We start from the raw sequence: 25,249 nt of genomic DNA on the forward strand, positions 1-25,249 counted from the left end.
ACGCCAAGCGTTAAGCTGTTAAAACTGAGCGATTCTGGCCAAGAGCGCGCAGCAGTGCTCGTCGATAATGAACATTAAATAAATACACTGCAATTGGCCCTACCAGCGCACCAATAATCAACCAGCGCTTAACTGGCATACCTTTTTTCAACGCAAGTACACTCAGTAGCAACGCAAAGACCAAACTGACTAACAGAATCAACATAGAAATCCGTGAAAAAGCTAAGCAATAAAAATAGGCGGGCAGTATATAGATAAAAAATGGTTAAATATACAACAAATATAAATAACCATTTTTCAGTTTTTCGCGAAGATTAACGATAACAGGTTTTATTTTCAGCCATAGTTACGAGCGCTTCTGCTGGGGTAAATGCAGGATTTTGCTCGGCAAAAGTTGCTAACCGTGACGCGAGATGACTCGCCCCTAGTTTATCAATATAACTAAATGGACCACCTAAAAACGGAGGGAAACCAATACCAAAAATCGCGCCAATATCACCATCACGCGCACTTGCAACAATGCCTTCATCTAAACAGCGTGCAGCTTCGTTAAGCATTTGGCTTACGCAGCGCTCAGCGATTTCTTCAAGATTAAGTTTTGGTGATACTTGTACACCAAGTAACTCATAGATTGATTCATCGACTTTTTTGTCTTTTTTACCGTAGAGGTAAAAGCCTTGGCCAGTTTTGCGACCCAAACGTTTTGCTGAAATTAAACGCGAGAATGCATCCGGCGCTTTAAAACGCTCACCTAGCTCAACTTCAAGGATTGGCGCTATTTTAGAACCAATATCAATCCCTACTTCATCTAATAATGTCAGCGGCCCAACAGGGAAGCCAAACTCCACTAATGCTTGGTCAATCTTTTCAATTGGTTCACCAGCTAACAGTAAATTAGCAGCTTCATTAATATAAGGCGCTAAAATACGATTGACGTAAAAACCCGCTTTGTCTTTAACTACAATTGGTGTTTTACCTTGTTTACGTGCAAAGCTCACCACTTTTGCAATCACGGCTTCGCTAGTACCGGCATGGGGAATGACTTCGACTAATGGCATTTTTTCTACTGGCGAAAAATAATGCAGTCCAATCACATTTTCAGGTCGGCTCGCATTAGCAGCTATTTGATGAATTGGTAACGATGAGGTATTACTTGCAAAAATTGTGTGCTCATTGGTATTGGCTTCAATGTCTGCAACCATCGCTTGTTTCAACGTTAAATCTTCAAAAACCGCTTCAATGGCAATTTGAGTATGTTTAAAACCAACATAATCTGTACCGCCTGTAATACGGTTCATTTGTAGCTGCAACTGTGCTTGCGTTAAGATTCGGCGCTGCTGTTTTTTCGATAAAATCTTGTAGCTGTAATTCATCGCTTTAGTGATGCCCTCAGCAGCGACATCTTTAATACGCACTCTTGCATTAGCTTTGCAGGCACTGACATGGGCAATACCTGCGCCCATCAAACCACCGCCTAATACAGCAACATGGGTGACAGGTGTTTTTTCTGGAGTTTGCCACTCTTTTTTCATTTCAGTGGTGGCAAAGAAAATTCCGCGTAATGCTTTAGATTGACTGCTCATACATAAATCAGCAAAACCATCAGCTTCTACTTGGTAAGCACCTGCGGTATCCATTTCAACACTGGCACGAATGGCTTTGATAATGGCATACGGTGCCGGATAATGGCCGCCAGTTTTCTTGGTGACATTTTCGGCCGCTTTTTTGAAAATGATGTTACGACCAAATGGGTTACCTTCAAGCAACTGACTGATCTTATCTAGCTTAGGTTTAGCCGCTTTTGCTTTACCCTTGGTAGCTTGAGAAATAGCGGTAGCAAGTAAAATACTGTGTGGCACACATTGGTTCACTAAACCGGCTTTTAATGCCTGCTTTGCGCGCACTTGTTTACCTGTCAATGTCCACTCTAATGCTTTTTGAATACCCACTAGTTTCGGTAGTCTTTGGGTACCGCCACCACCGGGCAATAGGCCAAGTTGAACTTCTGGCAAACCTAATTTAGTAATGTCTGCATCAGAACAAACACGGTAATCACAGGCAAGTGCAAATTCTAAACCACCGCCTAATGTCGCACCATGTAAAGCAGCGACGGTGGTGAATGGCATTTTTGCCATCTCGGCAAAGACACTGTGACAGGTTTTTGATAAATAAAGTGCATCATCACGGGTTTTTGCATCATCAAGCATTTTAATATCAGCACCAGCAATAAAGTTATCTTTTTTACCGCTGATAAATACTAACCCTTTAACACGCTCTGATAAGGCTTGCTGTAGGATTGCGTTAAGCTCATCGACAAAGCTTGCACGCAAGGTATTCATTTTTTCGCCTGGCACATCGATAGTTACAACACCAATAGCGTTATCATGTAATTCAAGACTAAATACAGAATCCGTCATTATTCGACCTCCAATACAAACGCAGCACCTAAACCACCAGCAGCACATGCGGTTGTCAATGCTAAACCACCACCTCTACGTTTTAATTCATGTAAACTTTGCGTAATTAAACGTGCACCTGTAGCCGCAAATGGATGACCATAAGCAAGCGACCCACCGTTAACGTTAAATTTAGCCATATCGATAGAACCAATTGCTTTACTCAAACCAATTTCTTTGGCGAACTTCTCTGATTCAAACATTTTCATATTGGCCAGAGTTTGCGCTGCAAATGCTTCGTGCATTTCAATTAAATCTAAATCAGCTAACTCAATACCAGCACGGCGTAGTGCGATTGGTGTTGAGTGCGCAGGCCCCATCAACATATCATCGTGTACACCAATGGCACTAAATGCAAAGCTGCGGATATAACCTAAAATTGGGTATCCCAATGCTTTTGCTTTTGACTCACTCATCATCAGTACCGCAGCAGCACCATCGGTTAATGGCGTTGCATTTGCAGCAGTAACGGAACCATGTTGGCGATCGAACACTGGGCGTAACTTGGCATAACCTTCAAGTGTTGAATTGTGACGAATGTTGTTATCTTGTTCTAAAAAAGTTTTGTAGGGTGCAACATGAGCTGTCATTACTTCTTCTTTAAAGTAACCATCTTGCCATGCTTTACTCGCAAGTGTATGCGAGCGATGCGCTAAAGCATCTTGATCGGCGCGGCTAATACTATGAGTTTTAGCCATTTGCTCCGCAGTTTGCCCCATCGAAAGTCCTGTTGAATATTCAGCAACAGCCGGTGGTACTGGCAGTAAATCTTTTAAACGTAGTTTTGAAAAAATCTTAAGTTTGTCACCAAAAGTACGCGCTTTAGTTAAATCAACCAACGAGCCAGCTAATTTTTTACTGACACCAATCGGGAGTACGGATGAAGAGTCAGCCCCACCTGCCACGGCAACATTCACCGAACCTGCCATGATTGATTCTGTAACATTGGCTATCGCTTGAAAACTTGTCGCGCACGCACGTGAAACTGAATAGGCATCAACACTTACGGGCATACCTGTACCGAGTACAATTTCACGGGCAATATTTGGCGCTTCAGGCATTTGCACTACTTGACCAAAAACCAATTGGTCAATTTCATTGCGGTCAAAATTCAGACGCTCTAGCATTTCATTTACGACTAGCTTTCCTAAATCAAGCGCAGATACATGATGAAAATACGTTGCTTGTTTTGCAAACGGTGTGCGTAAACCACTTACGATTGCAATACGGTCGCCTTGGGCTGTTCTTAGTTTTATTTGCTCAGACATAATAATTCCTCTTGGTACAGGTCTGACCTGTTAAAGTTGCTTTGATTCTAAACAACCCTGTTTTTTTTGCCAACCATTGTTTTCATTTAATCAGTCAAATTTAGCAGTAAAACCAAACAATAGTGGGATAACGGCTTATTTTTTCAATTAAAACGTTCAGCAGTGTTTCTTTCTAACAATAAACGCTGGCTTACTTGGTGCAAATTTACAAAGAAAGACTGATAAAACTGGGCGATTACAAAACTTAACGATTTTATGCTTTTGAGTTTCAAATTTTTCGGTAACACTTAAAAAAACAATAATGAAATGGAGGACATCATGAGCCTAAAACTCAGTCAATATATTAAACAACAACTTGGAAAAGAATGGAGTATGAGTAAAGTTGAAGCTTATACCCAAGGTGCTCTTAGCAAACGCACAGCCAACAACTGGTATCATGGTGAAAAAAGAGCTTTATTAGAATTATTAGTTGAAGGTATAAAACATCAACAAATGTCGCAATTGCATAACGAAACAACTGAACTGTCACAATTAAAGTAAATTGCTGCATCGCGTGAAGTCCGACAAAGACTTAACCTGCTTTACTCTTGCAAGTGCAATATTGCGATTAAAAAAGTCTATAAAATAACAAATTAGCGTTAAATACTCTGGCTCTTACAAGTATTAACGTTATTTTTACCCCTTTCGCCCATTTATTTATCATTACAACTTGTTTTAAATAAAAATGAACCTTATATCTGTCTTAGTGTCTCAATGGGGCAAAATGTTCCTAAATAGCAATAATAGACAAAGGATTTATTTTAGTTATGGCAGTTAACGCATTTCAACAATTACAAACTTATCTTAATTCTCAAATTATCGGCCAACCTGCACTGACACAATCTCTGCTTCTCGCTATTTTAGCTGATGGCCATTTATTAGTTGAAGGCCCGCCAGGGCTTGCTAAAACACGCGCTGTAAACTCATTAGCCAAGGGGGTCGAAGGCAGTTTTCAACGAGTACAATTTACACCCGACTTGCTCCCTGCTGACATTACCGGCACCGATATTTATCGCCAACAAACCAGCGAATTTGTTTTTGAAAAAGGCCCTTTATTTCACAACTTAATTTTGGCTGATGAAATCAACCGTGCACCGGCAAAAGTACAATCGGCGTTGCTTGAAGCCATGGCTGAGCGCCAAATTACAGTCGGTAAAAATACTTACCCATTGCCGCAACTTTTTTTAGTAATGGCCACCCAAAACCCATTAGAACAAGAAGGGACGTATCCATTACCTGAAGCCCAATTAGACCGTTTTTTATTACACCTTAATATCGATTATCCAAATGCACAAAGCGAGCTTGAAATTTTGCGCTTAACCCGTGGCGAAGCACTTGATCAACACCAGGTTGAAGCACCTGAAATTTCACAACAAACTTTATTTGAAGCGCGAAAATCAGTCTTACAACTACATTTAGCAGAGCCATTAGAGCATTATTTAGTGCAACTTATTATGGCAACTCGTAATGCCGCTAAACTCGATAAAGAACTTGCCAGCTGGATTGATTATGGCGCAAGTCCTCGTGCAACCATTGCGCTTGATAAATGTGCACGCGCTCACGCTTGGTTAAATGGCCGTGATTTTGTTGCTCCTGATGATATTCAAGCGGTCTTTTTAAACGTGTTACGTCATCGCATCATTTTAAGTTATGAAGCACAAGCCGATGGCATCACTAAAGATCAGGCATTAAATCGAATTTTAGAATTAGTTGCAGTGCCATAAACTATGAATACACACAACAATCAGGCGTTGTGGTTAGAAAGTTGTCATAGTAATGGTGTCCAGCTCAATCTGAAAGAGCTGATGTACTACCGTGCGAAAGCAAAACTATTAGATTTAAAGCCCAAAGCCCATATTAAACATAAATTAGCAGGCCAATACCTCGCGCCACATAAAGGCCGAGGTATGGAGTTTGCCGAAGTACGTCATTATCAACAAGGCGATGATATTCGCTCTATTGATTGGCGGGTTACCGCGCGCACAGGCCAAACACACACTAAGTTATATCAAGAAGAAAAAGAGCGCCCAGTCTTCATTTTCAGCGACTTTAGTCAATCAATGTTGTTTGGCACTCAATTTTTACTTAAGTCGATGCAGGTTGCTCATTTAAGTGCACTCATTGCGTGGTCTGCGGTACTACGTGGCGATCGTGTGGGCGGATTGGTTTTTAACCAACAACAGCACTTTGAACTCAAACCCGGCAGCCGCCAATCGGCTGTTATGGCGTTATTTCATAATTTGCTCAGCTGTCATAAACAGGCACTTACCCTACCCGTGCAGCCAACAAACCATGGCTTCGCTGAGAATTTAAAGCGCTTAACCCAATTGGCAAAACCTGGCTCGTTGATTTATTTAATCTCAGATTTTACTCAGCTCGATGATGAGGTAATTAAACAATTACAGCTATTAGCGCGCCACTGTGAAATTATCGCTTGCCAAGTAAACGACCCGTTTGAGCTGCAATTGGCTGACTATTCCGACAACATTAAAGTGCAAACCGGCGACCAAATATTTGAATTACCTCTGGCAAACAAGCAGTTTCGCACTCGCTTTTGTGAGCATGCAAATCAACAACAAACAAAACGTCACAATGCACTTAAAAAATCAGGGATCGCAACCTTACATTTCAGTGCCGCAAGTCCATTAGAACAACAAATATTAGGAAAAGCATAACCATGAATGCCTCTCCTTTAGACAATTTAAACGATATCATCGCCCCAACGACCGTGCCTTTTTGGCCATTAAGCCCTGCTTGGTGGTTGGTAATAGCCGTTAGCCTCATTTTAATACTCAGTGTTTTTCTTTATTGGCGCATTATTTTTCGCCATAACAGCGCCAAACGCGAAGCAATAGCACTGAGTAACACATTAACCAATAATCAGATGAGTGATTTACAGCAACTCAATATTATTTTAAAACGACTCACTCAACATTATTACGGCACAAGCGTCGCCTCATTGAGTGGTAAAGCTTGGTGTGATTTTTTACAACAACACTGTCAAAGCGAGTTAAATCCGCAGCAGTTGCAAAGCATCTACCAAGCACACTTAGACAATACAACGCTTATCCAGCTAAAAACAGCTTATCTTGCGGCTATCAAACACTTTAAAACCCGAGGGCACTATCATGTTTGAAATTAGTTGGCCTTGGATGCTGTTATTATTGCCTCTGCCTTGGTTGGTGAAACGTTTTAGCCAAAACCAATCTCAGCAACTTACGCTCAGAATTGCCAGTTTTAGTGCAAACCCTCTGTTATCACCATCAGGTAGTCATTCAGTTAAACAACGCAGCTCAATTTTAATGTGGTTGTTTTGGCTTTGTTTGTGCCTAGGTGCAAGTAATCCTCGCTGGTTAGGTGAACCCATTAGCCTTCCCAATGAAGGCCGTGACATCATGCTTGCTGTAGATTTATCAGGCTCCATGGTTGAACAAGATATGGCTTATCAGGGCCGTTATGTTGACCGTTTATCTATGGTAAAAGCGGTATTAAAAAACTTTATTGCACAACGCCAAGGCGACCGTCTAGGATTAATTTTGTTTGGTGATACTGCTTTTTTACAAACTCCACTCACCCGAGATTTAAACACCGTGAGTAAAATGCTAGAAGAAGCGCAAATTGGCTTAGTAGGTAGAGCAACAGCCATTGGTGATGCGCTCGGTTTAGCAGTAAAACGTTTTTCGCAAAAACAAGACAGCAACCGAATTTTGGTTTTGCTAACCGATGGTGAAAATACTGCGGGCAATCTTGCTCCTGAAGAAGCACTGTTACTGGCTCGCGAAGAAGGCATCAAAGTGTACACCGTTGGCGTGGGCTCACAAGGTGGTAATCGCTTCAACCTCTTTAGTATGTCGGGGTCCAGTTCGTTAGATGAAAGCTTATTGCAAAAGATTGCAACTGAGACCGGTGGTTTATATTTTAGAGCAACCGACGTGGCAAGCTTACAACAGATTTATCAAGAGCTTGATAAGCTAGAACCGATTGCATCAGATACGCAAACCTTTCGCCCTCAAACGGCTCTCTTTTTCTATCCGTTATTAATTGCTTTATTTATTTTGACCTTAGCATTACTAAAACCGTACTTTGTTATGGTTAAAAAGGAGATAAATGAATGACATTTGAATTTATCCGCCCAGACTATTTATGGCTTTTAGTCGCTGTATTGCCGTTGGCGTTAGCGCTTTATTTCCAAAAACAACACCATAGCCGCAAACAACCTCTCATTGCGCCGCATCTAGCACAGTTTATTTTAGCTGAGCAACCAAAAACACATAGGCAATCTCCTTGGTTACTCATTGTATTTATAACTCTTGCGATAGTGGCACTTGCAGGCCCTAGTTGGCAGCAACAACAAATCCCAATTTACCAAGCAAAACAAGCGCGTGTTATTGTTATGGACATGTCGTTATCAATGTATAGCACTGATATCAAACCTAACCGTTTGAGCCAAGCGCGCTTTAAAGCACTCGATATGATTGAGCTATTTAAAGAAGGCGAAACCGCATTAGTTGCGTATGCTGCCGATGCATATGTGATTTCACCATTAACTAGCGATGCCAGTACCCTCAGTAATTTAATTCCAAGTTTAAGCCCAGACATTATGCCGACCAAGGGTTCGAATGTAATGGCAGGCTTAACGACCGCAAATGAACTACTCAGCCAAGCGGGTTATTTAAGTGGCGATATTATTTTAGTAACCGATGGGATTGATAGTGAAGATCTTTCAAGTGTGCAAGAGTTTGCGCTGCAATCGGGCCATCACTTACATGTGTATGCTGTAGCGACTGAGCAAGGCGCACCAATTGAATTACCACAAGGCGGTTTTTTAAAAGATAACTATGGCCAAATTGTGGTGCCAAAGGCACAGTTCACTACACTTAAACAACTAGCAAAACGCGGCTCAGGCCAATTTGCCAGCTACAGCGCCTCCAATGAAGATATTAATCAATTTAATCAAAGCAAAGGGGAAGAAACCCTCAGCCAATCTGAACAAAACCACACCTTAGCACGCTTAGATGGTGGTGTTTATTTAATGCTGTTCCTGCTTCCGCTTGCGCTATTACTACTCAAACGCAATCAAGTGCTCAGTATTTGTTTTGTTGTGCTTTTACTGCCAACCGAAAAGTCATTTGCGCTCGATTGGCAAAACCTGTGGCAAAATGAAGAACAAAAAGCCTTACAAGCTTATCAACAAGGTGATTTTAAACAGGCAAGCCAAGCTGACACCCCTCAGTTAAAAGGCGCTGCACTGTATAAACAAGGGGAATACGAACAAGCGCTTGCTGAGTTTAGCCAAGATAATTCTGCACAAGGCTTATACAACCAAGCAAATGCCTTAGCACAGCTTGGTAAATTACCTGACGCAATTGAAAAATACCAAGCTGCACTTAATCTTGATACTAGTTTTAATGCGGCCAAAGAAAATAAAGAATTACTCGAAAAACTGTTAAAAGATCAACAACAGCAACAAAACCCAGAACAATCAGAGCAAAATAATTCAGATCAAAACCAGCAAGATAAGCAAGACTCGCAACAATCTGAGCAACAAAACTCAGATCAAAAAAACTCAGAACAGCAAAATTCTGAGCAGCAATCGGATGAGTCAAAGCAATCAGAGCAAAAGTCCGATCAACAGCAATCTGAAGATGGGCAACAAAGCGAACAACAAAAAAATTCGGATGAGAAAAATCAGCCCGAAATGCAAGCAAAAACCCAAGAAGAGCAAGCTAAACAACAAGCACAAGAACAATCTGATGAAAAGTCTGACGATTCAGCGCAAAAACAAATGCAAGTTCAGCAAGACGATGATCAAAAAGACGCCTCTGATGAAAATAAACAAGGTCAACAAATGGAAGTGACACCGACTCCACTTTCCGCCGAAGAACGTGAAAAAGCGCAACAACTGAGCCAGTTACTACGTAAAGTACCCGATGACCCATCTATTTTATTAAGAAACAAAATGCAGTTGGAATATCAAAACCGTGGCCGCAACCAAAGCCCTCAAGGAGTTAAAAAATCATGGTAATGCGTTGTATTTTATTACTATTATTAATCTGCTCACACAATGTGTTTGCCCTAACTCGACTCGATTCTTCGGTGAGCCAAAATCCGGTATTACAGGGTGAGTTTTTTGTATTAACCTTACAAGCCGATGATAGTGTGCAAGGTGATCAGCCTGATACCAGTGCATTATTAAGAGATTTTGTGGTAGGACCTACTAGTGTCAGTAACCATACCAGTATTATTAACGGTAGTATTTCTAAAAAGACCACTTGGCAAATTGAATTAATGTCGCGCAAAAGCGGGCAATTTACGATTCCTGCTTTTACACTCAAGGGCGTGCAATCACAGCCTTATACCCTAAGCGTAGTGGCGCAAGATACAACTAAGCAAGGCGATGATATTTATATTGAAACCAGCTTAAAACCTGAGTCGTTATATGTTCAGCAAGCTGGTGTTTACAACGTAAAACTATTTCTAGCCAAAGAACTGCGTGATGGCCAGCTTTCAAGCCCGATGATGGATAATGCGCAAATCTCGCAATTAGGCAAACAAGTTGAAAGCACTGAAATTATTAACGGTAAACGTTATTTGGTCGTAAGCCGAGATTATTTAGTTCAACCACAAAAAAGTGGTGAATTTACCATTACAGCGCCTGCTTTTAATGGCCGTATTCAAGAAAACTATCGTGCAATTGCCGCCTCTGCAATTGCCGAAGATACCAAGCTTACGGTCAAGCCTATGCCTGCTAACTATCAAGGCGATTGGCTACCGAGTGAACTGGTTTCATTACATGAACAATGGCAACCAGAAGAAAACACCGTTGAAGTAGGCACACCAATTACTCGAACTATTACCTTAACGGCACTTGGCATCACTAAAGAACAATTACCTAAAATTGTAACCCCAGAAATAGAAGGGATCCGCTCATACCCAGATCAAGCCGACAATAACCACAGCGTGCGTGATGGCCGAGTAATTTCACAACGAGTAGAATCGTTTGCTTTACTACCTCAAAAACCGGGTACCTATACCTTACCTGAAGTAAAAATCCCTTGGTTTAATACCGTGGTAAATCGCATTGAATATGCCACCTTACCGACTCGCACCATAACGGTAACCGGCACAGGCCAAGAACCTATAAAAACGCCTATAAATACATTAGAAACAGCATCAAGCACAATACCACCAGTGCAACCCTCTGTAATGGGTAGTGACCCAACTAACTGGTTATTGGTCAGTAGTGGTTATATTTTATGGTTAGTTACGCTAGTAATCGTTTGGCTAAAACGCAGTAAAACCTCAGCCGCATCAAAAGAAGTAGCTGAGCCAACTGCAGACAATGAACAAACGGTATTAAAACAGCTTAATCAAGCGGCACGCGATAAAAACAACCACTTGTTTTATCAGCTATTGTTACAGTTAATCAAGGTACGCTATGGCGCAGAGCAAGCAAACTTAAGCTCATTTGTTGAATCATATCAATCACCTGAACTTGCCTCTCTCGTTAGCCAGCTCCAAGCAAGCTTATACAGTAGCGAAAAAGGCGCTGTCGATTTAACTGCCTTACTTAAGTTATTGAAACAAGTCCCCACTTCAAAGACTCATACAGCTGCAAAACTAAAACCGCTTTATTAAACATTGCTTAAGGGCCAACCCTTAAGCAAGCACCAAGCTTGGCTTGTGCCCTGCTTGGTGCAATACTAATGTCATATCAGATAAATAAGAAAAAACGCATGTTTGGAAAGAAAAATTCTGATCGTCAGGTCTTAATAGATATGACAAATAAACAGAAACGATACGAAGCCCTCGTGCAGGTGTATCACAAAGAATTATACCGCTTTGCCTATTGGTTATGCCAAGACCACAGCGTGGCCGATGACTTAGTACAAGAAACGTTTTTAAGGGCTTGGAAATCGTTAGATTCTTTGCTCGATCAGTATGCTGCAAAAGCTTGGCTTATTACTATCTTACGCCGCGAAAATGCAAGGCGGTTTGAACGTAAACAATTTGATTACTCCGATGTTGAACAAGATCATCTGGTTGATGATCATAGTTTTACACTAGAGCAAACGATGGAACAAACCATGATCCAGCGCCAAATCCAAGCACTACCTGAAGAGTATCGCGAGCCTTTATTATTGCAAGTGGTCATGGGGTGCTCTGGGGATGAGATTGCAACTATTTTGGATTTGAATAAAAACACCGTTATGACCCGACTTTTTCGCGCGCGCTCCCAACTAAAAGATGCGTTAACTTCACCAATCGAACAACATAGAGGAGTAAAATAACATGGATGAATTAGAATTTCGTCGCCGCCTTTATGCTGATCCAAATGAGCTTGATGAGCAATTAAGCAGCTATGTAGCTCAAGATGCACAGCGAGAAAAGTTAGTTGCCGACCTTCAATCGTTAGATAAACGGTTAGAACAAGCGCTGAATATCGAAGTACCGGATAACTTAGCTGAGCGTATTATTTTAAATCAGTCATTTAGTGAACATCGAAGTCAAAAACGTAGGGCACGAGCCCATTTAGCTATCGCAGCTTCTGTCGCCTTTGCTTTTGGGATCATTTTTAATCTCTATAATTCGGCCGCACCGCTTAACCTTGAGCAACACGCACTTGACCATCTTTATCATGAAATTGCATCAATCAAGATGCAAGATAGGCGATTTGATTTAAACCAAGTTAACGCCAAACTCGCTTCATTTGGCGGTCAACTAAATGAGCTACCAGGCGAGATTAGCTTTTTAACGATTTGTGATTTTAAAGGCCAAAAAGGGTTGCATTTAGTATTTAATTCAGCAACTGGCCCTGTCACTTTATTTATTGTGCCCCAAGACAATACCAGAGAATCGGTATCTGAATTTTCCGATCAACAATTTAAAGGCACGATTTTACAAACCCATTTTGCAAATGTAATTATGCTGGCTGAAAAAGCAGATAACTTACCTAAATACCAACAACAAGTTAAAGAAAACTTGATGTGGAAAATTTAGACTTTCTTTATCCCAGAGTAAATAGCTTATTTTTACTCTGGGTAACGCTTAAATTTAGATTAAATTTAACGCAAGATTAATCTATTTTAATTGTTTTAAAACAATAAGATAAATATCACTTCAAACATTGACTTCACTCCCCGACTCCCTACAATCTGTCCTTAATTAATTGTTTTAGACAAGGCAGAGCAATGAAAAAATTCTTTATAATTTTCACCTTATTTGCAGTGTTATTCTCTACATCATTCGATGTGGATGCACGTAAGAAATTTGGCAGTAAATCAACGGGTAAAACCCAACAAACTAGCCAGCAAAAACAACAAGCAGATCAACCAAACAATACTGCTGCAGCGCCAGCGGCAACCGCAGCAAAAAGCTCAAGTAAAAAAGGTATTATGGGCGGCATTTTAGGTGGCTTACTGGTGGGTGGCTTGATAGCAACTATGTTAGGTGGAGATTTTGAAGGCTTACAAATCATGGATATGCTACTTATGGCATTACTTGCGTTTGTTATTTTCAAAGTTGTGAAAATGGTGATGGCAAAAAATCGCCAATCTCAGCCAATGCCTGCAGGCGGTCCATCGATAAACCCTGTTGAGCAAACGCCACAATACCGTGAAAATACCACTGGTGGTTTTGCAACGAGCCAAGATCACGTGCCGTTTAATTTACCATCAGGTTTTGATACTACTGCATTTTTGCAAGGTGCACGTGATCATTATCATACTTTACAAAAAGCGTGGAATAATAACGACCTAACAACGATTGAAGAATATGTTAGCCCTGCGTTATTTAACGAATTAAAAGCAGAGCGTGCTGATGTGGCAGATGTAGCGACTGAAGTATTATTCTTAGACGCTGAATTAGCACGTGCTGACAGCTCGCCAATTCTGTGGGAAGTAAGCGTGCGCTTTAAAGGTAAGTACCGTGATTTAGGTGATACTCAAGAAGAAATGATCAACGAAGTTTGGCATTTAGAGCGCGATATGCGTCAAAGCAACGCCCCATGGTTAATTGTTGGCATTGAAGACCAAGCCGCATAACAATTTTTAAGCACTTAAGGTTTACGCCTTAAGTGCTATTTAAGTTAAAGTTTTATCTCGCTTTACATCCAGAGCTAAAAAAATTTTGTTTAACAGCCGCCTTTAGCACCTAGCTAGATTATTAAAATGTTCAATCTCGTGCAGCTAATAACTGAGCTACGCCGTTAGTACATAACCATACACTCCCTTTCTCATCTAGATAATCTGCAGCTTAATGTGTTATTTAACCTCAGTTCTCAATAAGAGACTTATCAACAGATTGAATTAAAGATAAATATCTAGCTTACTCATTTCTAGCCACATTATTCAGGGGTAACAAGACGAAGTGGCGCGTTAATCAAAACTATTAGCTTTGAAAATAGCGTCATGAGATAAAATTTTTGTCCAGCATTGAGGTGGTTTAGGTTAAGTAATGATTTTTTATCCGTTGAGCTCATCATTAAATACCACGTGATCGTTATGAACAACGCATTATAAAAATCGAGGCACGAACTTAAATCATGAAGATAAATATATGTTCGTAACTCTTTAAAATAAAAAAGCCAACAGTCTTGGTGACTGTTGGCTTTTAAACTAATCTAACTTTGCTAAGTTAGTTTAGCTGTTTATTTGCCATGTTTTGCCAGCATTTGCTCAAACTGCTGTTCAACTTTAGGATCATCAATTGTCGTAAGTCTACTGACCACCACAATAGCGATAGTCGATAAGATAAAGCCTGGCACAATTTCATATAACCAAGCACTTAATGATTGGCCATCAACTGATAACGGTGCATAAATCCAAAATAGTACTGTTGCTGCACCGACTAACATACCTGATAGCGCCCCCCAAGCAGTCATGTTGCGCCAGTACAGGCTTAAAATAACTAATGGACCAAATGCAGCACCAAATCCAGCCCAAGCGTTACTTACCAAACTTAAAATTGAACTATCGCGATCATAGGCTAAGAAAATAGCAACCAAAGCCACTAATAATACAGATATACGTCCAACCAAGACCTGCTCTTTATCTGAGGCATTAGCATTTAAAAATATTTTATAAAAATCTTCAGTCAGTGAGCTTGAAGTCACCAACAATTGAGACGAGATCGTACTCATAATAGCAGCCAAAATTGCAGCTAATAAGAAACCAGCAATTAACGGGTGAAATAACAATTGTGATAAAACAATAAATATTGTTTCAGGATCATCTAATGTCATGCCGGTTTTGGCTACGTAGGCGATACCTACAAAGCCAGTGGCAACAGCACCAATAATCGACACTATCATCCAACTCATACCAATGTTACGTGCAGTCGGTACATCTTCAACGGAACGGATTGCCATAAAGCGCACAATAATATGAGGCTGACCAAAATAACCTAAGCCCCATGCCATTGCAGAAATAATTCCAACAAGACTTGTGCCACTGACTAAATTGAGCATCTCTGGGTTAATTGCGGCGACAGTATTATTTAATTCCTCAATCCCACCGATTTCAAATAAAGTGACTAAAGGCACTAAAATCAGGGCTAAAAACATAATACAACCTTGAACAAAGTCTGTAAGGCTGACCGCTAAAAAACCACCAAATAAGGTATAAACCACCACCACACCAGCAGTGACATATAAACCTAACTCATAACTTAAGCCAAAAGAGGATTCAAACAATTTTCCTCCAGCAACAACCCCTGATGATGTATAAAGAGTAAAAAATACAATAATCACAACCGATGAAACCAAGCGCAACATATGAGAATTATCGGCAAAACGGTTTTCAAAAAAATCTGGCAAAGTGATTGAATCATTAGCAACCTCGGTGAAGGTTCTTAATCTTGGCGCAACGATTAAATAATTTAATAACGCGCCAATTACTAACCCGACTGCAATCCAAGTGCTGCTGATCCCCGTGATATACATCGCCCCAGGTAAACCCATTAGCATCCAACCACTCATATCAGATGCACCTGCTGATAATGCAGTTACACTTGGGCTCAAACTTCGGCCTCCTAGCATATAACCTGATACATCACTGGTGGATTTTCGATAAGCGTAAAAACCTATCCCTAACATTACGATAAAATAAATCGCTAAAGAAATTAGCGTGCCAATTGCCACATTTGCCTCCTAAGCATTGTTATTGTTGTCATTGCAATCTTCTGACTAGAACTTTAGGCAGAAGGTAGTCTAAACTCTGCTAAGTTATAGAAAAATCTTTCGATTTAAGGTACGAAACATATTCCGTGCTTACAATATACCATGATCAAAGATAAAATTGAGTTAATGTAAGCAATTACCCACCTAAAGAATGGGTTTTACATAAATAATTAATGAAAAATAATTACATATCTTTTATATTGATGCCTCATCAATAAGAATAAAGATTAGGAAAAAGGTCCGCAGCTTATGTATTTTTATGCAGCCAGACAGCCAATACTCGATAAAGATAAAAATTTGTTTGCCTATGAATTATTGTTTCGAGATGGCTTGGATAATGTTTTCCCAAACATCGATGGTCATGAAGCAACCACCAAACTCATTGCTGGAAGCCAATTTGAATTTAATTTAGAAGACATCACAGGTACAAAACCCGCATTCATTAACTTCACCTTAGAAACCTTACAAAAAGGCTACGCGAGTTTATTAGCACCTGAACAAGTCGTAGTCGAAATATTAGAAACGGTGCAGCCCGGTAAACGCCTATTAGCATTAGTAAAAGAGCTCAAAGATGCAGGCTATACCTTAGCGCTAGACGATTACATCCACAATCCGGTATGGCGTCACTTTTACCCGTACATTGATATTATTAAAATTGATTTTCAAGCGCTCAGCGTCGAACAAATTTCTAAAATACTCAATGACATTAAAGATTTTCCGGCAATCAAATTCCTTGCTGAAAAAGTTGAAACTCATGAACAATTTGAGATTGCTCAACAGCTTGGTTTTACTTACTTCCAAGGTTACTTCTTTTCAAAACCAGAAGTAATCCAAAGTAAGTCGCTCGCGCCTTCAGAAATTACATTAGCCGAATTGCTCTACGAAACCTCAAGCGCCGAAATCAACTTACGTAAAATTACCGAAGTATTCGAACGTGATGTTAATTTATCTTATAAATTATTGCGTTATACCAACTCTGCTGCTTTTAAACGCCGTGCAGAAATTAGCACAATTAAACAAGCGTTAGTTGTTTTAGGAGCGGAAGAGCTGAAAAAGTTCCTCTCTGTGTTATTTACAGCGCAAGTATCGAGTAATAAACCAATTGAATTAATGAGCCTTTCATTAACACGCGCTCGTTTTGCTGAGCTGCTAGCGCAAAGTCATGGCCAAATGAAAGACACTGCAATGGCGTTTTTAGCAGGCATGCTGTCACTCATTGACGCGATTTTAGATGAAACCATGGAAAGCGCACTTTCTAAGCTCCCTCTTTCAAATGAAATCAAAAATGCACTTTTAAATAACGAAGGTGTATTGGCGCAATACTTAGCGTTAGTGAAACTATACGAGCAAGCCAATTGGACTGACGCAGCAACGCTGATTGAACAATTAAAGCTTGACCCTAAAGAAGTACCTGATGCCTATCATGACGCTGTTCAATGGGCTAACTTACAACTTCAAGCCGTATCGGGTGTTGCTTAACTGAGTTCAAAAATTTGGATAAAAAAAGCCGCTAAATTTAGCGGCTTTTTATTTTATAAGTTTTCTAGAAAATCTTCATCGTAGTTATCTGGTTCTTGTTTTAACGGTGGGTTGCCATCATACAGCTCAAATAATTGACGTTGAAAATAGATATCCTTCATAAAAATATACGGATCAAGCGACTCATTGAGCAAACCTTCTTGTGGAATTAAGGATGCCCTCGCTTCTAGTGCTTTAAAAGCAAACACTATCAGACTCTGAGGTGTGCTTAACGCAACCTGAGGAATAACTAAATTATCAACTACATCACCGGTAAAATTACGGGCGGTACTTGGCCCCATAGCTGGTAACATTAAATATGCACCATCACCAATTCCCCATACACCCAAGGTTTGGCCAAAATCTTCTTTAACCAGCTCTAAGCCAATTTCTGATGCAACATCAAAAATACCAAAAACACCCACTGTAGAATTAATCAAAAACCGAGCTAAACCGACTCCAGCGTTGCTGGGTTTTCCCTGAAAGACAGCATTAACTGTGTCTATAGGCGTTTGAAGATTTTCGATAAAATTCACAATCCCTGATCTTACAGGTTGTGGGGTAACTGTGGCATAACCAACCGCAGCTGGGCGAAGTAAATACGCGTCGAGCACTTGCATATTAAAATCATAAACCGGACGATTTAGTACTTGTAAGGGATCTCGAGCATCTTTTTTCTCTTCTGGTACTTGGGCACAACCGAATAAAATCAGTAGAATCCCTAGCATTGCTGCGGTTCTGAACATGCGACCTCTATTGAATCACTTGGTTAATCGTTAAATCGAGTGAATTGGTTTGTGATAAATCAATGGTGCCACTTACCCCTTGTAACTCACCTGACGCTAAATCGACTTTATCATCAAGTGAAATACGGGCTGTGATAATCACTTGCTGAAAATTTGCCAGTGTTAGCGATGGCATCATGGCGTTTTTTTCACTCAACTCAATCACTTGTGGTAAATCAAATTGCTGTAGCTTTACCACAGCTAAAGGCATTTGTGGTCCACTTAATGCTTTGGCAAACACAAACAAAGTACCATTAGCTGGCACTTGGCCAATCAAACTGCTATCGAGCTGAATTTTGACGTTCAGACTTGGCGCTTGTAAAGGATTAGTTTGTGAGTTTTTGTTAACTGTGGTTTGCAAATGACTTTCTATTTCACTAATACGACTTTGCATCATGGCATAACGGGGATCATCAGTGGTCATTGAAGCTAGGAGCAATTCAAAAGCAGCCTTGGCTTCAAGCCAATCTTCTTTTTCATAAGCGATAAGTGCCAGCAATGAAATAGCATCTATATTTGTTGGCTCTTTTTGCAAAACTTTCGCCAATAATTTAGCTGCTTTATTCATTGAGTTTTCAGAGCCTTCAACGAGTAACGCTTGGCTAAAGCTCAACATAACAGTGTTATTATCTGGTTGCAGGCTAAGTGATTTTTCAAAGGCGTGTAATCCCATGGTAAAATCATTTAAAGACATGGCTACACGCCCTAATAACATCCATGCAATTTGATCATCACCATTGGTTGCAAGTTTTGTCCGTAAGCCTAATGCAAATTGCTGTAGTTCGTTAGGGGTAAGCGGCTCACCAGTTTGCATCACTGCTCGTTGCCCTAACTCAGGCAAACGCTCAATCGCTTGATGCCAACTTTGCACTTGTTGATGGCTACCAATGGCATAATAAAAAATGCCACTAAAGCTAAACATGAACAAAATGCCAACCAAACTTAATACGCGATTATTACCTTTGAGATTAAATTGCTTTTCAGGCGCGAGTTCGTTGAGTAAGCGTTTTTTTAACTCAATAATTGCTTGTTCATACGCTTGGGGCGTTAAAGTATTGTATTGCTGCTCCTGATTAAGCTCAGCTAATCGTTGCTGATAAATATCAATGCGCTCTGCATTATTACCCGGGTCAACCGAAGCGAGTTTGTCTTCACGAATAAAAGGTAAAACAACAAATCCACAGCCTAAAATCACTAAAATAACGGCATAAATATAAAACTCTGTCATTATTTAGGCTCCTTGCGTTGATACTGAGCAATTAGCTGAACTAACGTTGCTTCATCTTGCTCAGTCCAAGGCTGGTTTTTCGATGCCTTTTTCTGACGCAATAAAATCGAAATAAAGCCAAATACAACAAATAATACTGGCAATACCCACAAGACTAAGGTCGAAGCCGTTACCGGTGGCTTGTAGTGAACAAAGTAGCCGTAACGATCAATCATATAATCAATAATTTCTTGCTTACCCTTGCCCTCTTCAACCAATACTAATACTTTGTCTCGTAAATCTTTTGCAACGATCGCATCCGAGTCAGCAATATTTTGATTTTGACATTTTGGACAACGTAACTCATGAGTGAGCTCAGAAAAAATCGAGGCCTGCTCTTTGGTTTCAAATTGATACTTATCTTCGCTCGCAACTATAAAAGTTGAAACAAGACTAAGTAATATTGCGATTAAATATTTCATTGAGTTAACTCTGCAATAACCGGAGCAAATTTTGCTCGCCAAACACGCTCGTTAATATCACCAGTGTGATGTAACAGAATCGTCCCTTTACTATCAACTAAAAAGGTTTCAGGTGCACCAGACACCCCCAAGTCAAGCAACAAGGTACGATGTAAATCCAGCATGTTAAATTGATAAGGATCCCCTGCGCGTGCCAGCATTTGAGTCACTTCTTTTTGTAAAGCTGGTAGACTAAATTGATCGCCAAAGTCAGGGTCATAAGCTTGTTCATAATAAAGCCCTACGATTTTAATGCCTTTTTCACGTAGTTGAGTTAAATAATCAAGTTCTGCCAAACAGGTTGGACACCATGTACCCCACACGTTCAGTAAATAAACTTCACCCAATAAATCAGTATTACGCCACTGCTTATCGGCTTGCATCAAGTCTGGTAAAACAAACTCTGGCATAGGCTGCCCTAAACGCCCGGTCTGTAATACTCGAGGGTCTGAAAACAAACCTTTAAATAAAAAAATGCTCAACAATAAAAATATAATTAATGGGGTTGCTAACAGTAACTTACGCTGCATGATTAGTGTCTCCATTTTTATTATTGAGTGTATTAGCTATTGTCACTTTGCGACGATAGCGTTTATCAAACAAAATTAAAAAGCCACCCAAGGCGATAATAATACCGCCAAGCCAAATCCAACGCACAAAAGGCTTGTGATAAATACGCAAAGACCATGCACCATTACTAAATTGTTCCCCAAGCGCTAAATATAAATCTCGAGTAAATCCAGCATCAATGGCAGCTTCAGTCATAAACTGATTACCCACGGTATAAAGACGTTTTTCGGCGTGTAAAATCTCAACAAATTTTTGGTCTTTAAGAACCGTAACCTCACCCGCATGGCCTGTGTAATTTGGACCATTAAGTGCATAAACACCATTAAAACGGTATTCATATTGATTGAGATACACACTTTCACCGGGCTCCATTTTAACCGAACGCTCAACAGAATAAGCAGATGTCAAAGCAACCCCTGAAATGACAAAAGCAAACCCAACATGGCCTGCAATCATAGCCCAATAACTTAAGGTTAATTTCTTCCAGCCTTCAGCAAAGTTGACTGTTCCTTTAAATTTAAGTGCGATATCTATTAGGGAAGTTAGAACAATCCAAAGTGCTGATACTACGGCGACAAACGTCATTACCGCGACAGTTTCATAGCTCGAAAACAACCAAGCAGCACCAATAATCACACTCAATACTAGGGCAAATGCATATTTGTTAAATACAAACTTGAGCTGATTTTGTTTCCAGCGAAGCATTGGACCCAGCGCTAATAAAACAACAAATGGCACTAACAAAATTGAAAACATTTGATTAAAAAACGGCGTACCAATAGAAATAGAACCAAGTCCTAACTCTTTGTGTACTAGCGGTAACAAAGTACCGAGTAATACGATTAATGTGGCAACTACTAATAAAATGTTATTTAACCAAAGTGCAACTTCACGAGAAAAGAACTGATAACGCCCCTCACTTTTTACATCAGACACTTTTAGTACATAGAGTAATAAACTACCGCCAACCACAGTAAGTAAAAAGCCCAAGATAAATACGCCACGTGCAGGATCGGTTGCAAATGCATGCACAGAAACAATAATTCCTGAGCGCACAATAAAGGTGCCAAGCAAGCTTAATGAAAATGCAGCAATCGCAAGCAATACAGTCCACGACTTAAACACACCACGCTTTTCAGTTGCAGAAAGTGAATGCAGTAACGCAGTGGCAACTAACCATGGCATCAGTGAGGCATTTTCTACAGGATCCCAAAACCACCAGCCACCCCAACCAAGTTCTGAATATGCCCACCAGCTACCAATTGTGATACCTAAGGTTAAAAATCCCCACGCAGCCATAGTCCAAGGACGAGACCATTTAGCCCATGTATTATCAAGCTTGCCGGTCATCAATGCTGCAATTGCAAATGCAAATGAAACCGATAAACCAACATAACCCATGTACAATAACGGTGGATGGATAATCATCCCGGGGTCTTGTAATAATGGATTTAAATCACGACCTTCAACAGGATAATATGGCAGTAGTAACTCAAATGGGCTTGAAAGTAGTAAGGTATATGACATAAAACCAACACCTAAAAAGCCAAGGACACCCAATACTCTAGCCCTTAATAACCATGGCAATGATTTTGATAATACCGCGACTAATGCGGTCCAGATTGACTGCATTAAGACCCAAACTAACATCGCACCTTCGTGGTTTCCCCACGTTGCAGTTACTTTGTAGTACCAAGGAAGTGATGAGCTGGAGTTATTTGCGACATACGCTACGGTAAAGTCATCATGTAAACTGACATAAACTAATGCTAAATAAGATAAAAGTACAAAAACAAATTGACCAACCGCCAATGCGGGCGCAGCTCGCATTAGCCTTAAATTACCGCTATGCGCGCCCCACAAAGGGTAAATACACAACAGTAAACAAAGCGCCATTGCGATTGTTAAAGACAAAAAACCTAACTCTGGGATCATGTTTAATTCCCTTTTGGTATAGTGTAAGCGGGTTTTTCGTGTCTAATTCCTTTTACCGCCTCAGCAACTTCTGCAGGCATATATTCTTCATCATGTTTTGCTAACACTTCAAACGCTTCAATGGTATCGAAAGACGTTAAATGACCTTGAGCCACAATGCCCTGACCTTCACGAAACAAATCAGGTAAAATACCTTGATAACGAATTGTCACCAGTGGCCCGGTATCAATCAGTTTAAATTCAACAAACAAAGACTTTTCATCACGCACCACACTGCCAGGCACCACCATGCCGCCAATACGAAGCTTTTGACCAACATGCGGTTTTTGTTTATCCGGCCCTTTACCTTCAATTAATTCACTTGGGGTATAAAACAAATTAATATTTTCTTGTAAAGCGTATAAAACCAGGCCAATGGCGCTGCCGATACCAAATAAAATCGCAACTAAAATAAACAATCTTTTTTTACGTCTTGGGTTCATACCATCTCCCCTTGTTGAGCTTGTTTAATACGCTGCTCTCGACCTAATTGATCAGCGATTGATTTTAATGTTTGTCGATGCCCTCGGGCACTGAAAAAAACTAACCCCAATAAAATCAACAAACAACTACCAAAAGATAGCCATACATAAAACCCATATCCGCCCATGGCGAAAAACTCTGAGAAGGAACTAAACTGCATTGTGATCTCCACTTACAAGCGCTCTCACCCAGGGGCGGTGTTTTTCACGCAACAAAATTTCATTTTTTAATCGAATTAAGGTCACTGTGCCAACAAATGCGGCAAACGAAGCAATGTTGACCATTAATGGCCAAAACATTGATTTATCTATTGCTGATGAATCAAATTTAGTGATAGTTGCTCCTTGATGCAGGGTGTTCCACCATTCCACCGAAAAATGGATGATAGGTAAATTCACCACCCCAACTAACGCCAAAATACAGGCTGCACGGCCAGCCGCAGCTTTATCTTCAAAAGCGTGATAGAGCGAAATAACACCCAAGTACAAGAATAATAAGATGAGTTCTGAAGTTAAGCGTGCATCCCACACCCACCAAGCACCCCACATAGGTTTACCCCATGCGGCTCCCGTAATTAAAGCGATAGCGGTCACTGCAGCCCCAACAGGGGCAATGGCTATGACAGCTAATTCGGCATTACGAATTTGCCAAACAAGCGCAATAAATGCAGCTATCGCCATCGATGAATAAGCACCCATCGATAAAATAGCTGATGGCACATGAATGAAAATAATACGGTAGCTATCTTTTTGTTGATAATCGGCTGGTGCGTACGCTAACCCCCATACCCAACCTACGACGAGTAATACAACTGTTGCGACGGCAAAATAAGGCAAAAATACATTGCACAAACGATATGCTGTCTCCGCTTTCGCGTAAGGATGTAACCACTTCCACATAATTAACTTACACTCACTTTCAATGCTGATGAAACGGCGATAGGAGCAAGCACAATTGCAGCTGCAACCATGGCTCCTAAGATTGCTAACTGCCCACTATACGCAAGCGACATCGCTGCGGTATCAATAGCTGAAGTAGCAAAAATCAATACGGGTATATACAGCGGAAGGACTAGTAAACTCAATAAAATCCCTCCTTTTTGTAAACCCACAGTTAAACCTGCCCCAATGGCACCAATTAAGCTCAATAATGGAGTACCAATTAATAACGTGACAATGGTCGCTTGCCAGGCTTGGCTTTCTAAATTCAGTAACAGGGCGAATAAAGGTGAAAATAAGACTAGTGGTAATCCGGTTGTTGTCCAGTGCGCTGCAATTTTGGCAGATACAATCAACGACATAGGATAAGGACTTACCAATAGTTGTTCTAATGAACCATCTAAATAATCATCTCGAAAAAGTTTATCTAAACTCAACATAGTAGCCAGTAAAGCTGCAACCCAAATAATACCAGGTGCCATACGCGAAAGTAGCGCAGGCTCAGGACCCACACCTAATGGAAATAAGCTGATAACTATAGTGAGAAACAAAAGAGGGTTAATTATTTCAGAACGCTGGCGAAAAGCTAAACGCAGGTCTTTTTTATACACAGCACTGAATATCTGACGATAAGAATATTGACGGAGCATTAAAATCGATACTCCAATACTAAGGTTTTTAATTGAGTAAAGTGTTCGGTCAAATCTTGATGACTGGTCAAAATAATACAACCACCACGCGCTAACTGCTGCTTAAATTGCTGTTGTAATAATACTACGCCCTTTTTATCAACCGCAGTAAAAGGCTCATCTAGCATCCAAAGTTTTGCATCGCTTACCCACAAACGCGCTAATGCAACTCGTCTCTGTTGTCCAGCAGACAGCATTCTAACAGGCACATCTTCGAGTCCAACCAAACCAAGTTTAGCAAGTAAAGCATAGTAATCACCTACTTGGACATAACCATGACTTTGCTGCCAGAATTGAATATTTTCAATTGCTGTTAAATGCGGATTAACCCCAGTTTTATGACCAATGTAAAGTAGCTCGGCTAGGAAGTCTTCTTCATGTTTTGCAATATCCTCACCCATCCACAACCGTCGACCTTGCTCTGGCCGAGAAAAACCAGCAAGAATACGCAATAATGATGTTTTTCCAGCCCCATTTGGACCTTCTAATTGCATAATCTCCCCAGCTTTTAATTCAAAAGAGAGATTTTCAAACAAACAGCGCTCTTGTTTGATGCAAGTGATTGATTCTACATTTAACAAAAAGTAACTTTCTCTATACCCCAAAGAGGGCAGTAGTCTATC

The 25,249-nt window shown here is 40.4% G+C and carries 25 protein-coding genes; 11 read left to right on the top strand and 14 right to left on the bottom strand.

Features of this window, described 5'->3' with window-relative positions:
* Positions 1-10 precede the first annotated feature (10 nt).
* The 3 genes from PTUN_RS12880 to fadI all read right to left on the bottom strand — a co-directional run bounded on the left by PTUN_RS12880 (position 11) and on the right by fadI (position 3,724).
* The gene (locus tag PTUN_RS12880) at positions 11-205 is read right to left on the bottom strand and encodes a hypothetical protein (RefSeq protein ID WP_009837358.1); all 195 of its coding nucleotides are present in this window, start codon (positions 203-205) and stop codon (positions 11-13) included.
* Between the two features lie 109 nt (positions 206-314).
* Positions 315-2,417, bottom strand: a complete 2,103-nt coding sequence (gene fadJ, locus PTUN_RS12885) for a fatty acid oxidation complex subunit alpha FadJ (protein ID WP_009837359.1) — start codon at positions 2,415-2,417, stop codon at positions 315-317.
* Positions 2,417-3,724, bottom strand: a complete 1,308-nt coding sequence (gene fadI / locus PTUN_RS12890) for an acetyl-CoA C-acyltransferase FadI (RefSeq protein WP_009837360.1) — start codon at positions 3,722-3,724, stop codon at positions 2,417-2,419. Before fadI ends, fadJ begins: the two co-directional genes overlap by 1 nt.
* A 318-nt stretch (positions 3,725-4,042) precedes the next feature.
* On the opposite strand from fadI, the gene PTUN_RS12895 reads away from it, so the two are divergent.
* The 10 genes from PTUN_RS12895 (at position 4,043) to PTUN_RS12940 (ending at position 13,806) form a co-directional block, all read left to right on the top strand.
* The gene (locus tag PTUN_RS12895; RefSeq protein WP_009837361.1) at positions 4,043-4,264 is read left to right on the top strand and encodes a hypothetical protein; all 222 of its coding nucleotides are present in this window, start codon (positions 4,043-4,045) and stop codon (positions 4,262-4,264) included.
* A 266-nt stretch (positions 4,265-4,530) separates the two neighbouring features.
* On the top strand, positions 4,531-5,487 hold the full coding sequence (locus PTUN_RS12900) for an AAA family ATPase (RefSeq protein ID WP_009837362.1): 957 nt from the start codon (positions 4,531-4,533) through the stop codon (positions 5,485-5,487).
* Positions 5,488-5,490: 3 nt separating this feature from the next.
* Positions 5,491-6,438, top strand: coding sequence for a DUF58 domain-containing protein (locus PTUN_RS12905; RefSeq protein ID WP_009837363.1), 948 nt, complete (start codon positions 5,491-5,493; stop codon positions 6,436-6,438).
* 2 nt (positions 6,439-6,440) lie between these two features.
* Positions 6,441-6,899 (top strand): DUF4381 domain-containing protein, encoded by a 459-nt coding sequence (locus PTUN_RS12910; RefSeq protein ID WP_009837364.1) that lies wholly within the window; start codon positions 6,441-6,443, stop codon positions 6,897-6,899.
* Positions 6,892-7,878: a vWA domain-containing protein gene (locus PTUN_RS12915; protein ID WP_009837365.1), complete on the top strand. Its 987-nt coding sequence runs from the start codon at positions 6,892-6,894 to the stop codon at positions 7,876-7,878. The genes PTUN_RS12910 and PTUN_RS12915 overlap by 8 nt, the downstream gene beginning before the upstream one ends.
* Positions 7,875-9,788 carry a vWA domain-containing protein gene (locus tag PTUN_RS12920; RefSeq protein WP_009837366.1) on the top strand — a complete coding sequence of 638 codons (1,914 nt, stop codon included), beginning with the start codon at positions 7,875-7,877 and terminating at the stop codon, positions 9,786-9,788. The genes PTUN_RS12915 and PTUN_RS12920 overlap by 4 nt, the downstream gene beginning before the upstream one ends.
* Positions 9,782-11,401, top strand: a complete 1,620-nt coding sequence (locus PTUN_RS12925; protein ID WP_009837367.1) for a BatD family protein — start codon at positions 9,782-9,784, stop codon at positions 11,399-11,401. Before PTUN_RS12920 ends, PTUN_RS12925 begins: the two co-directional genes overlap by 7 nt.
* 98 nt (positions 11,402-11,499) lie before the next feature.
* Positions 11,500-12,054: a sigma-70 family RNA polymerase sigma factor gene (locus tag PTUN_RS12930; protein ID WP_040643647.1), complete on the top strand. Its 555-nt coding sequence runs from the start codon at positions 11,500-11,502 to the stop codon at positions 12,052-12,054.
* Position 12,055: 1 nt separating this feature from the next.
* Positions 12,056-12,763 (top strand): DUF3379 family protein, encoded by a 708-nt coding sequence (locus tag PTUN_RS12935; RefSeq protein WP_009837369.1) that lies wholly within the window; start codon positions 12,056-12,058, stop codon positions 12,761-12,763.
* Between the two features lie 191 nt (positions 12,764-12,954).
* The gene (locus tag PTUN_RS12940) at positions 12,955-13,806 is read left to right on the top strand and encodes a Tim44 domain-containing protein (protein WP_009837370.1); all 852 of its coding nucleotides are present in this window, start codon (positions 12,955-12,957) and stop codon (positions 13,804-13,806) included.
* 605 nt (positions 13,807-14,411) lie between these two features.
* On the opposite strand, the gene putP is transcribed toward PTUN_RS12940, so the two are convergent.
* Entirely contained in the window at positions 14,412-15,902 is a 1,491-nt protein-coding gene (gene putP / locus PTUN_RS12945) for a sodium/proline symporter PutP (protein ID WP_009837371.1), read from the bottom strand.
* A gap of 288 nt (positions 15,903-16,190) precedes the next feature.
* On the opposite strand from putP, the gene PTUN_RS12950 reads away from it, so the two are divergent.
* The gene (locus PTUN_RS12950; protein WP_009837372.1) at positions 16,191-17,420 is read left to right on the top strand and encodes an EAL and HDOD domain-containing protein; all 1,230 of its coding nucleotides are present in this window, start codon (positions 16,191-16,193) and stop codon (positions 17,418-17,420) included.
* Between the two features lie 53 nt (positions 17,421-17,473).
* Here PTUN_RS12950 and PTUN_RS12955 read toward each other — a convergent pair whose 3' ends face one another.
* Genes PTUN_RS12955 through ccmA form a run of 10 tightly spaced genes read right to left on the bottom strand, consistent with a single transcriptional unit; the run spans position 17,474 to position 25,207 of the window.
* Positions 17,474-18,205, bottom strand: a complete 732-nt coding sequence (locus PTUN_RS12955) for an MlaA family lipoprotein (RefSeq protein ID WP_009837373.1) — start codon at positions 18,203-18,205, stop codon at positions 17,474-17,476.
* A gap of 7 nt (positions 18,206-18,212) precedes the next feature.
* A complete protein-coding gene (ccmI, locus tag PTUN_RS12960) occupies positions 18,213-19,472 on the bottom strand; it encodes a c-type cytochrome biogenesis protein CcmI (protein ID WP_009837374.1) in 1,260 nt (419 codons plus the stop codon).
* Positions 19,472-19,933, bottom strand: a complete 462-nt coding sequence (locus tag PTUN_RS12965) for a cytochrome c-type biogenesis protein (RefSeq protein ID WP_009837375.1) — start codon at positions 19,931-19,933, stop codon at positions 19,472-19,474. The genes ccmI and PTUN_RS12965 overlap by 1 nt, the downstream gene beginning before the upstream one ends.
* The gene (locus PTUN_RS12970; RefSeq protein WP_009837376.1) at positions 19,930-20,502 is read right to left on the bottom strand and encodes a redoxin family protein; all 573 of its coding nucleotides are present in this window, start codon (positions 20,500-20,502) and stop codon (positions 19,930-19,932) included. Before PTUN_RS12970 ends, PTUN_RS12965 begins: the two co-directional genes overlap by 4 nt.
* A complete protein-coding gene (locus PTUN_RS12975) occupies positions 20,492-22,477 on the bottom strand; it encodes a heme lyase CcmF/NrfE family subunit (RefSeq protein ID WP_009837377.1) in 1,986 nt (661 codons plus the stop codon). The genes PTUN_RS12970 and PTUN_RS12975 overlap by 11 nt, the downstream gene beginning before the upstream one ends.
* A 2-nt stretch (positions 22,478-22,479) precedes the next feature.
* Positions 22,480-22,959: a cytochrome c maturation protein CcmE gene (gene ccmE, locus PTUN_RS12980; protein WP_009837378.1), complete on the bottom strand. Its 480-nt coding sequence runs from the start codon at positions 22,957-22,959 to the stop codon at positions 22,480-22,482.
* Entirely contained in the window at positions 22,956-23,159 is a 204-nt protein-coding gene (ccmD, locus tag PTUN_RS12985; protein ID WP_040643648.1) for a heme exporter protein CcmD, read from the bottom strand. The genes ccmE and ccmD overlap by 4 nt, the downstream gene beginning before the upstream one ends.
* Entirely contained in the window at positions 23,149-23,898 is a 750-nt protein-coding gene (locus tag PTUN_RS12990; protein WP_009837380.1) for a heme ABC transporter permease, read from the bottom strand. Before PTUN_RS12990 ends, ccmD begins: the two co-directional genes overlap by 11 nt.
* 2 nt (positions 23,899-23,900) lie before the next feature.
* Complete coding sequence (gene ccmB, locus PTUN_RS12995; protein WP_009837381.1) at positions 23,901-24,587, bottom strand: heme exporter protein CcmB; 687 nt, start codon at positions 24,585-24,587, stop codon at positions 23,901-23,903.
* Positions 24,587-25,207 (bottom strand): cytochrome c biogenesis heme-transporting ATPase CcmA, encoded by a 621-nt coding sequence (ccmA, locus tag PTUN_RS13000; protein WP_009837382.1) that lies wholly within the window; start codon positions 25,205-25,207, stop codon positions 24,587-24,589. The genes ccmB and ccmA overlap by 1 nt, the downstream gene beginning before the upstream one ends.
* Positions 25,208-25,249: the final 42 nt, after the last annotated feature.

Source organism: Pseudoalteromonas tunicata (assembly GCF_002310815.1).
Classification (GTDB): Bacteria; Pseudomonadota; Gammaproteobacteria; order Enterobacterales; family Alteromonadaceae; genus Pseudoalteromonas; species Pseudoalteromonas tunicata.

Coding starts and splice junctions, on each gene's coding strand:
- PTUN_RS12880 (WP_009837358.1), bottom strand. CDS start 205: ATGTTGATTCTGTTAGTCAGTTTGGTCTTTGCGTTGCTACTGAGTGTA.
- fadJ (WP_009837359.1), bottom strand. CDS start 2,417: ATGACGGATTCTGTATTTAGTCTTGAATTACATGATAACGCTATTGGT.
- fadI (WP_009837360.1), bottom strand. CDS start 3,724: ATGTCTGAGCAAATAAAACTAAGAACAGCCCAAGGCGACCGTATTGCA.
- PTUN_RS12895 (WP_009837361.1), top strand. CDS start 4,043: ATGAGCCTAAAACTCAGTCAATATATTAAACAACAACTTGGAAAAGAA.
- PTUN_RS12900 (WP_009837362.1), top strand. CDS start 4,531: ATGGCAGTTAACGCATTTCAACAATTACAAACTTATCTTAATTCTCAA.
- PTUN_RS12905 (WP_009837363.1), top strand. CDS start 5,491: ATGAATACACACAACAATCAGGCGTTGTGGTTAGAAAGTTGTCATAGT.
- PTUN_RS12910 (WP_009837364.1), top strand. CDS start 6,441: ATGAATGCCTCTCCTTTAGACAATTTAAACGATATCATCGCCCCAACG.
- PTUN_RS12915 (WP_009837365.1), top strand. CDS start 6,892: ATGTTTGAAATTAGTTGGCCTTGGATGCTGTTATTATTGCCTCTGCCT.
- PTUN_RS12920 (WP_009837366.1), top strand. CDS start 7,875: ATGACATTTGAATTTATCCGCCCAGACTATTTATGGCTTTTAGTCGCT.
- PTUN_RS12925 (WP_009837367.1), top strand. CDS start 9,782: ATGGTAATGCGTTGTATTTTATTACTATTATTAATCTGCTCACACAAT.
- PTUN_RS12930 (WP_040643647.1), top strand. CDS start 11,500: ATGTTTGGAAAGAAAAATTCTGATCGTCAGGTCTTAATAGATATGACA.
- PTUN_RS12935 (WP_009837369.1), top strand. CDS start 12,056: ATGGATGAATTAGAATTTCGTCGCCGCCTTTATGCTGATCCAAATGAG.
- PTUN_RS12940 (WP_009837370.1), top strand. CDS start 12,955: ATGAAAAAATTCTTTATAATTTTCACCTTATTTGCAGTGTTATTCTCT.
- PTUN_RS12950 (WP_009837372.1), top strand. CDS start 16,191: ATGTATTTTTATGCAGCCAGACAGCCAATACTCGATAAAGATAAAAAT.
- PTUN_RS12955 (WP_009837373.1), bottom strand. CDS start 18,205: ATGTTCAGAACCGCAGCAATGCTAGGGATTCTACTGATTTTATTCGGT.
- ccmI (WP_009837374.1), bottom strand. CDS start 19,472: ATGACAGAGTTTTATATTTATGCCGTTATTTTAGTGATTTTAGGCTGT.
- PTUN_RS12965 (WP_009837375.1), bottom strand. CDS start 19,933: ATGAAATATTTAATCGCAATATTACTTAGTCTTGTTTCAACTTTTATA.
- PTUN_RS12970 (WP_009837376.1), bottom strand. CDS start 20,502: ATGCAGCGTAAGTTACTGTTAGCAACCCCATTAATTATATTTTTATTG.
- PTUN_RS12975 (WP_009837377.1), bottom strand. CDS start 22,477: ATGATCCCAGAGTTAGGTTTTTTGTCTTTAACAATCGCAATGGCGCTT.
- ccmE (WP_009837378.1), bottom strand. CDS start 22,959: ATGAACCCAAGACGTAAAAAAAGATTGTTTATTTTAGTTGCGATTTTA.
- ccmD (WP_040643648.1), bottom strand. CDS start 23,159: ATGCAGTTTAGTTCCTTCTCAGAGTTTTTCGCCATGGGCGGATATGGG.
- PTUN_RS12990 (WP_009837380.1), bottom strand. CDS start 23,898: ATGTGGAAGTGGTTACATCCTTACGCGAAAGCGGAGACAGCATATCGT.
- ccmB (WP_009837381.1), bottom strand. CDS start 24,587: ATGCTCCGTCAATATTCTTATCGTCAGATATTCAGTGCTGTGTATAAA.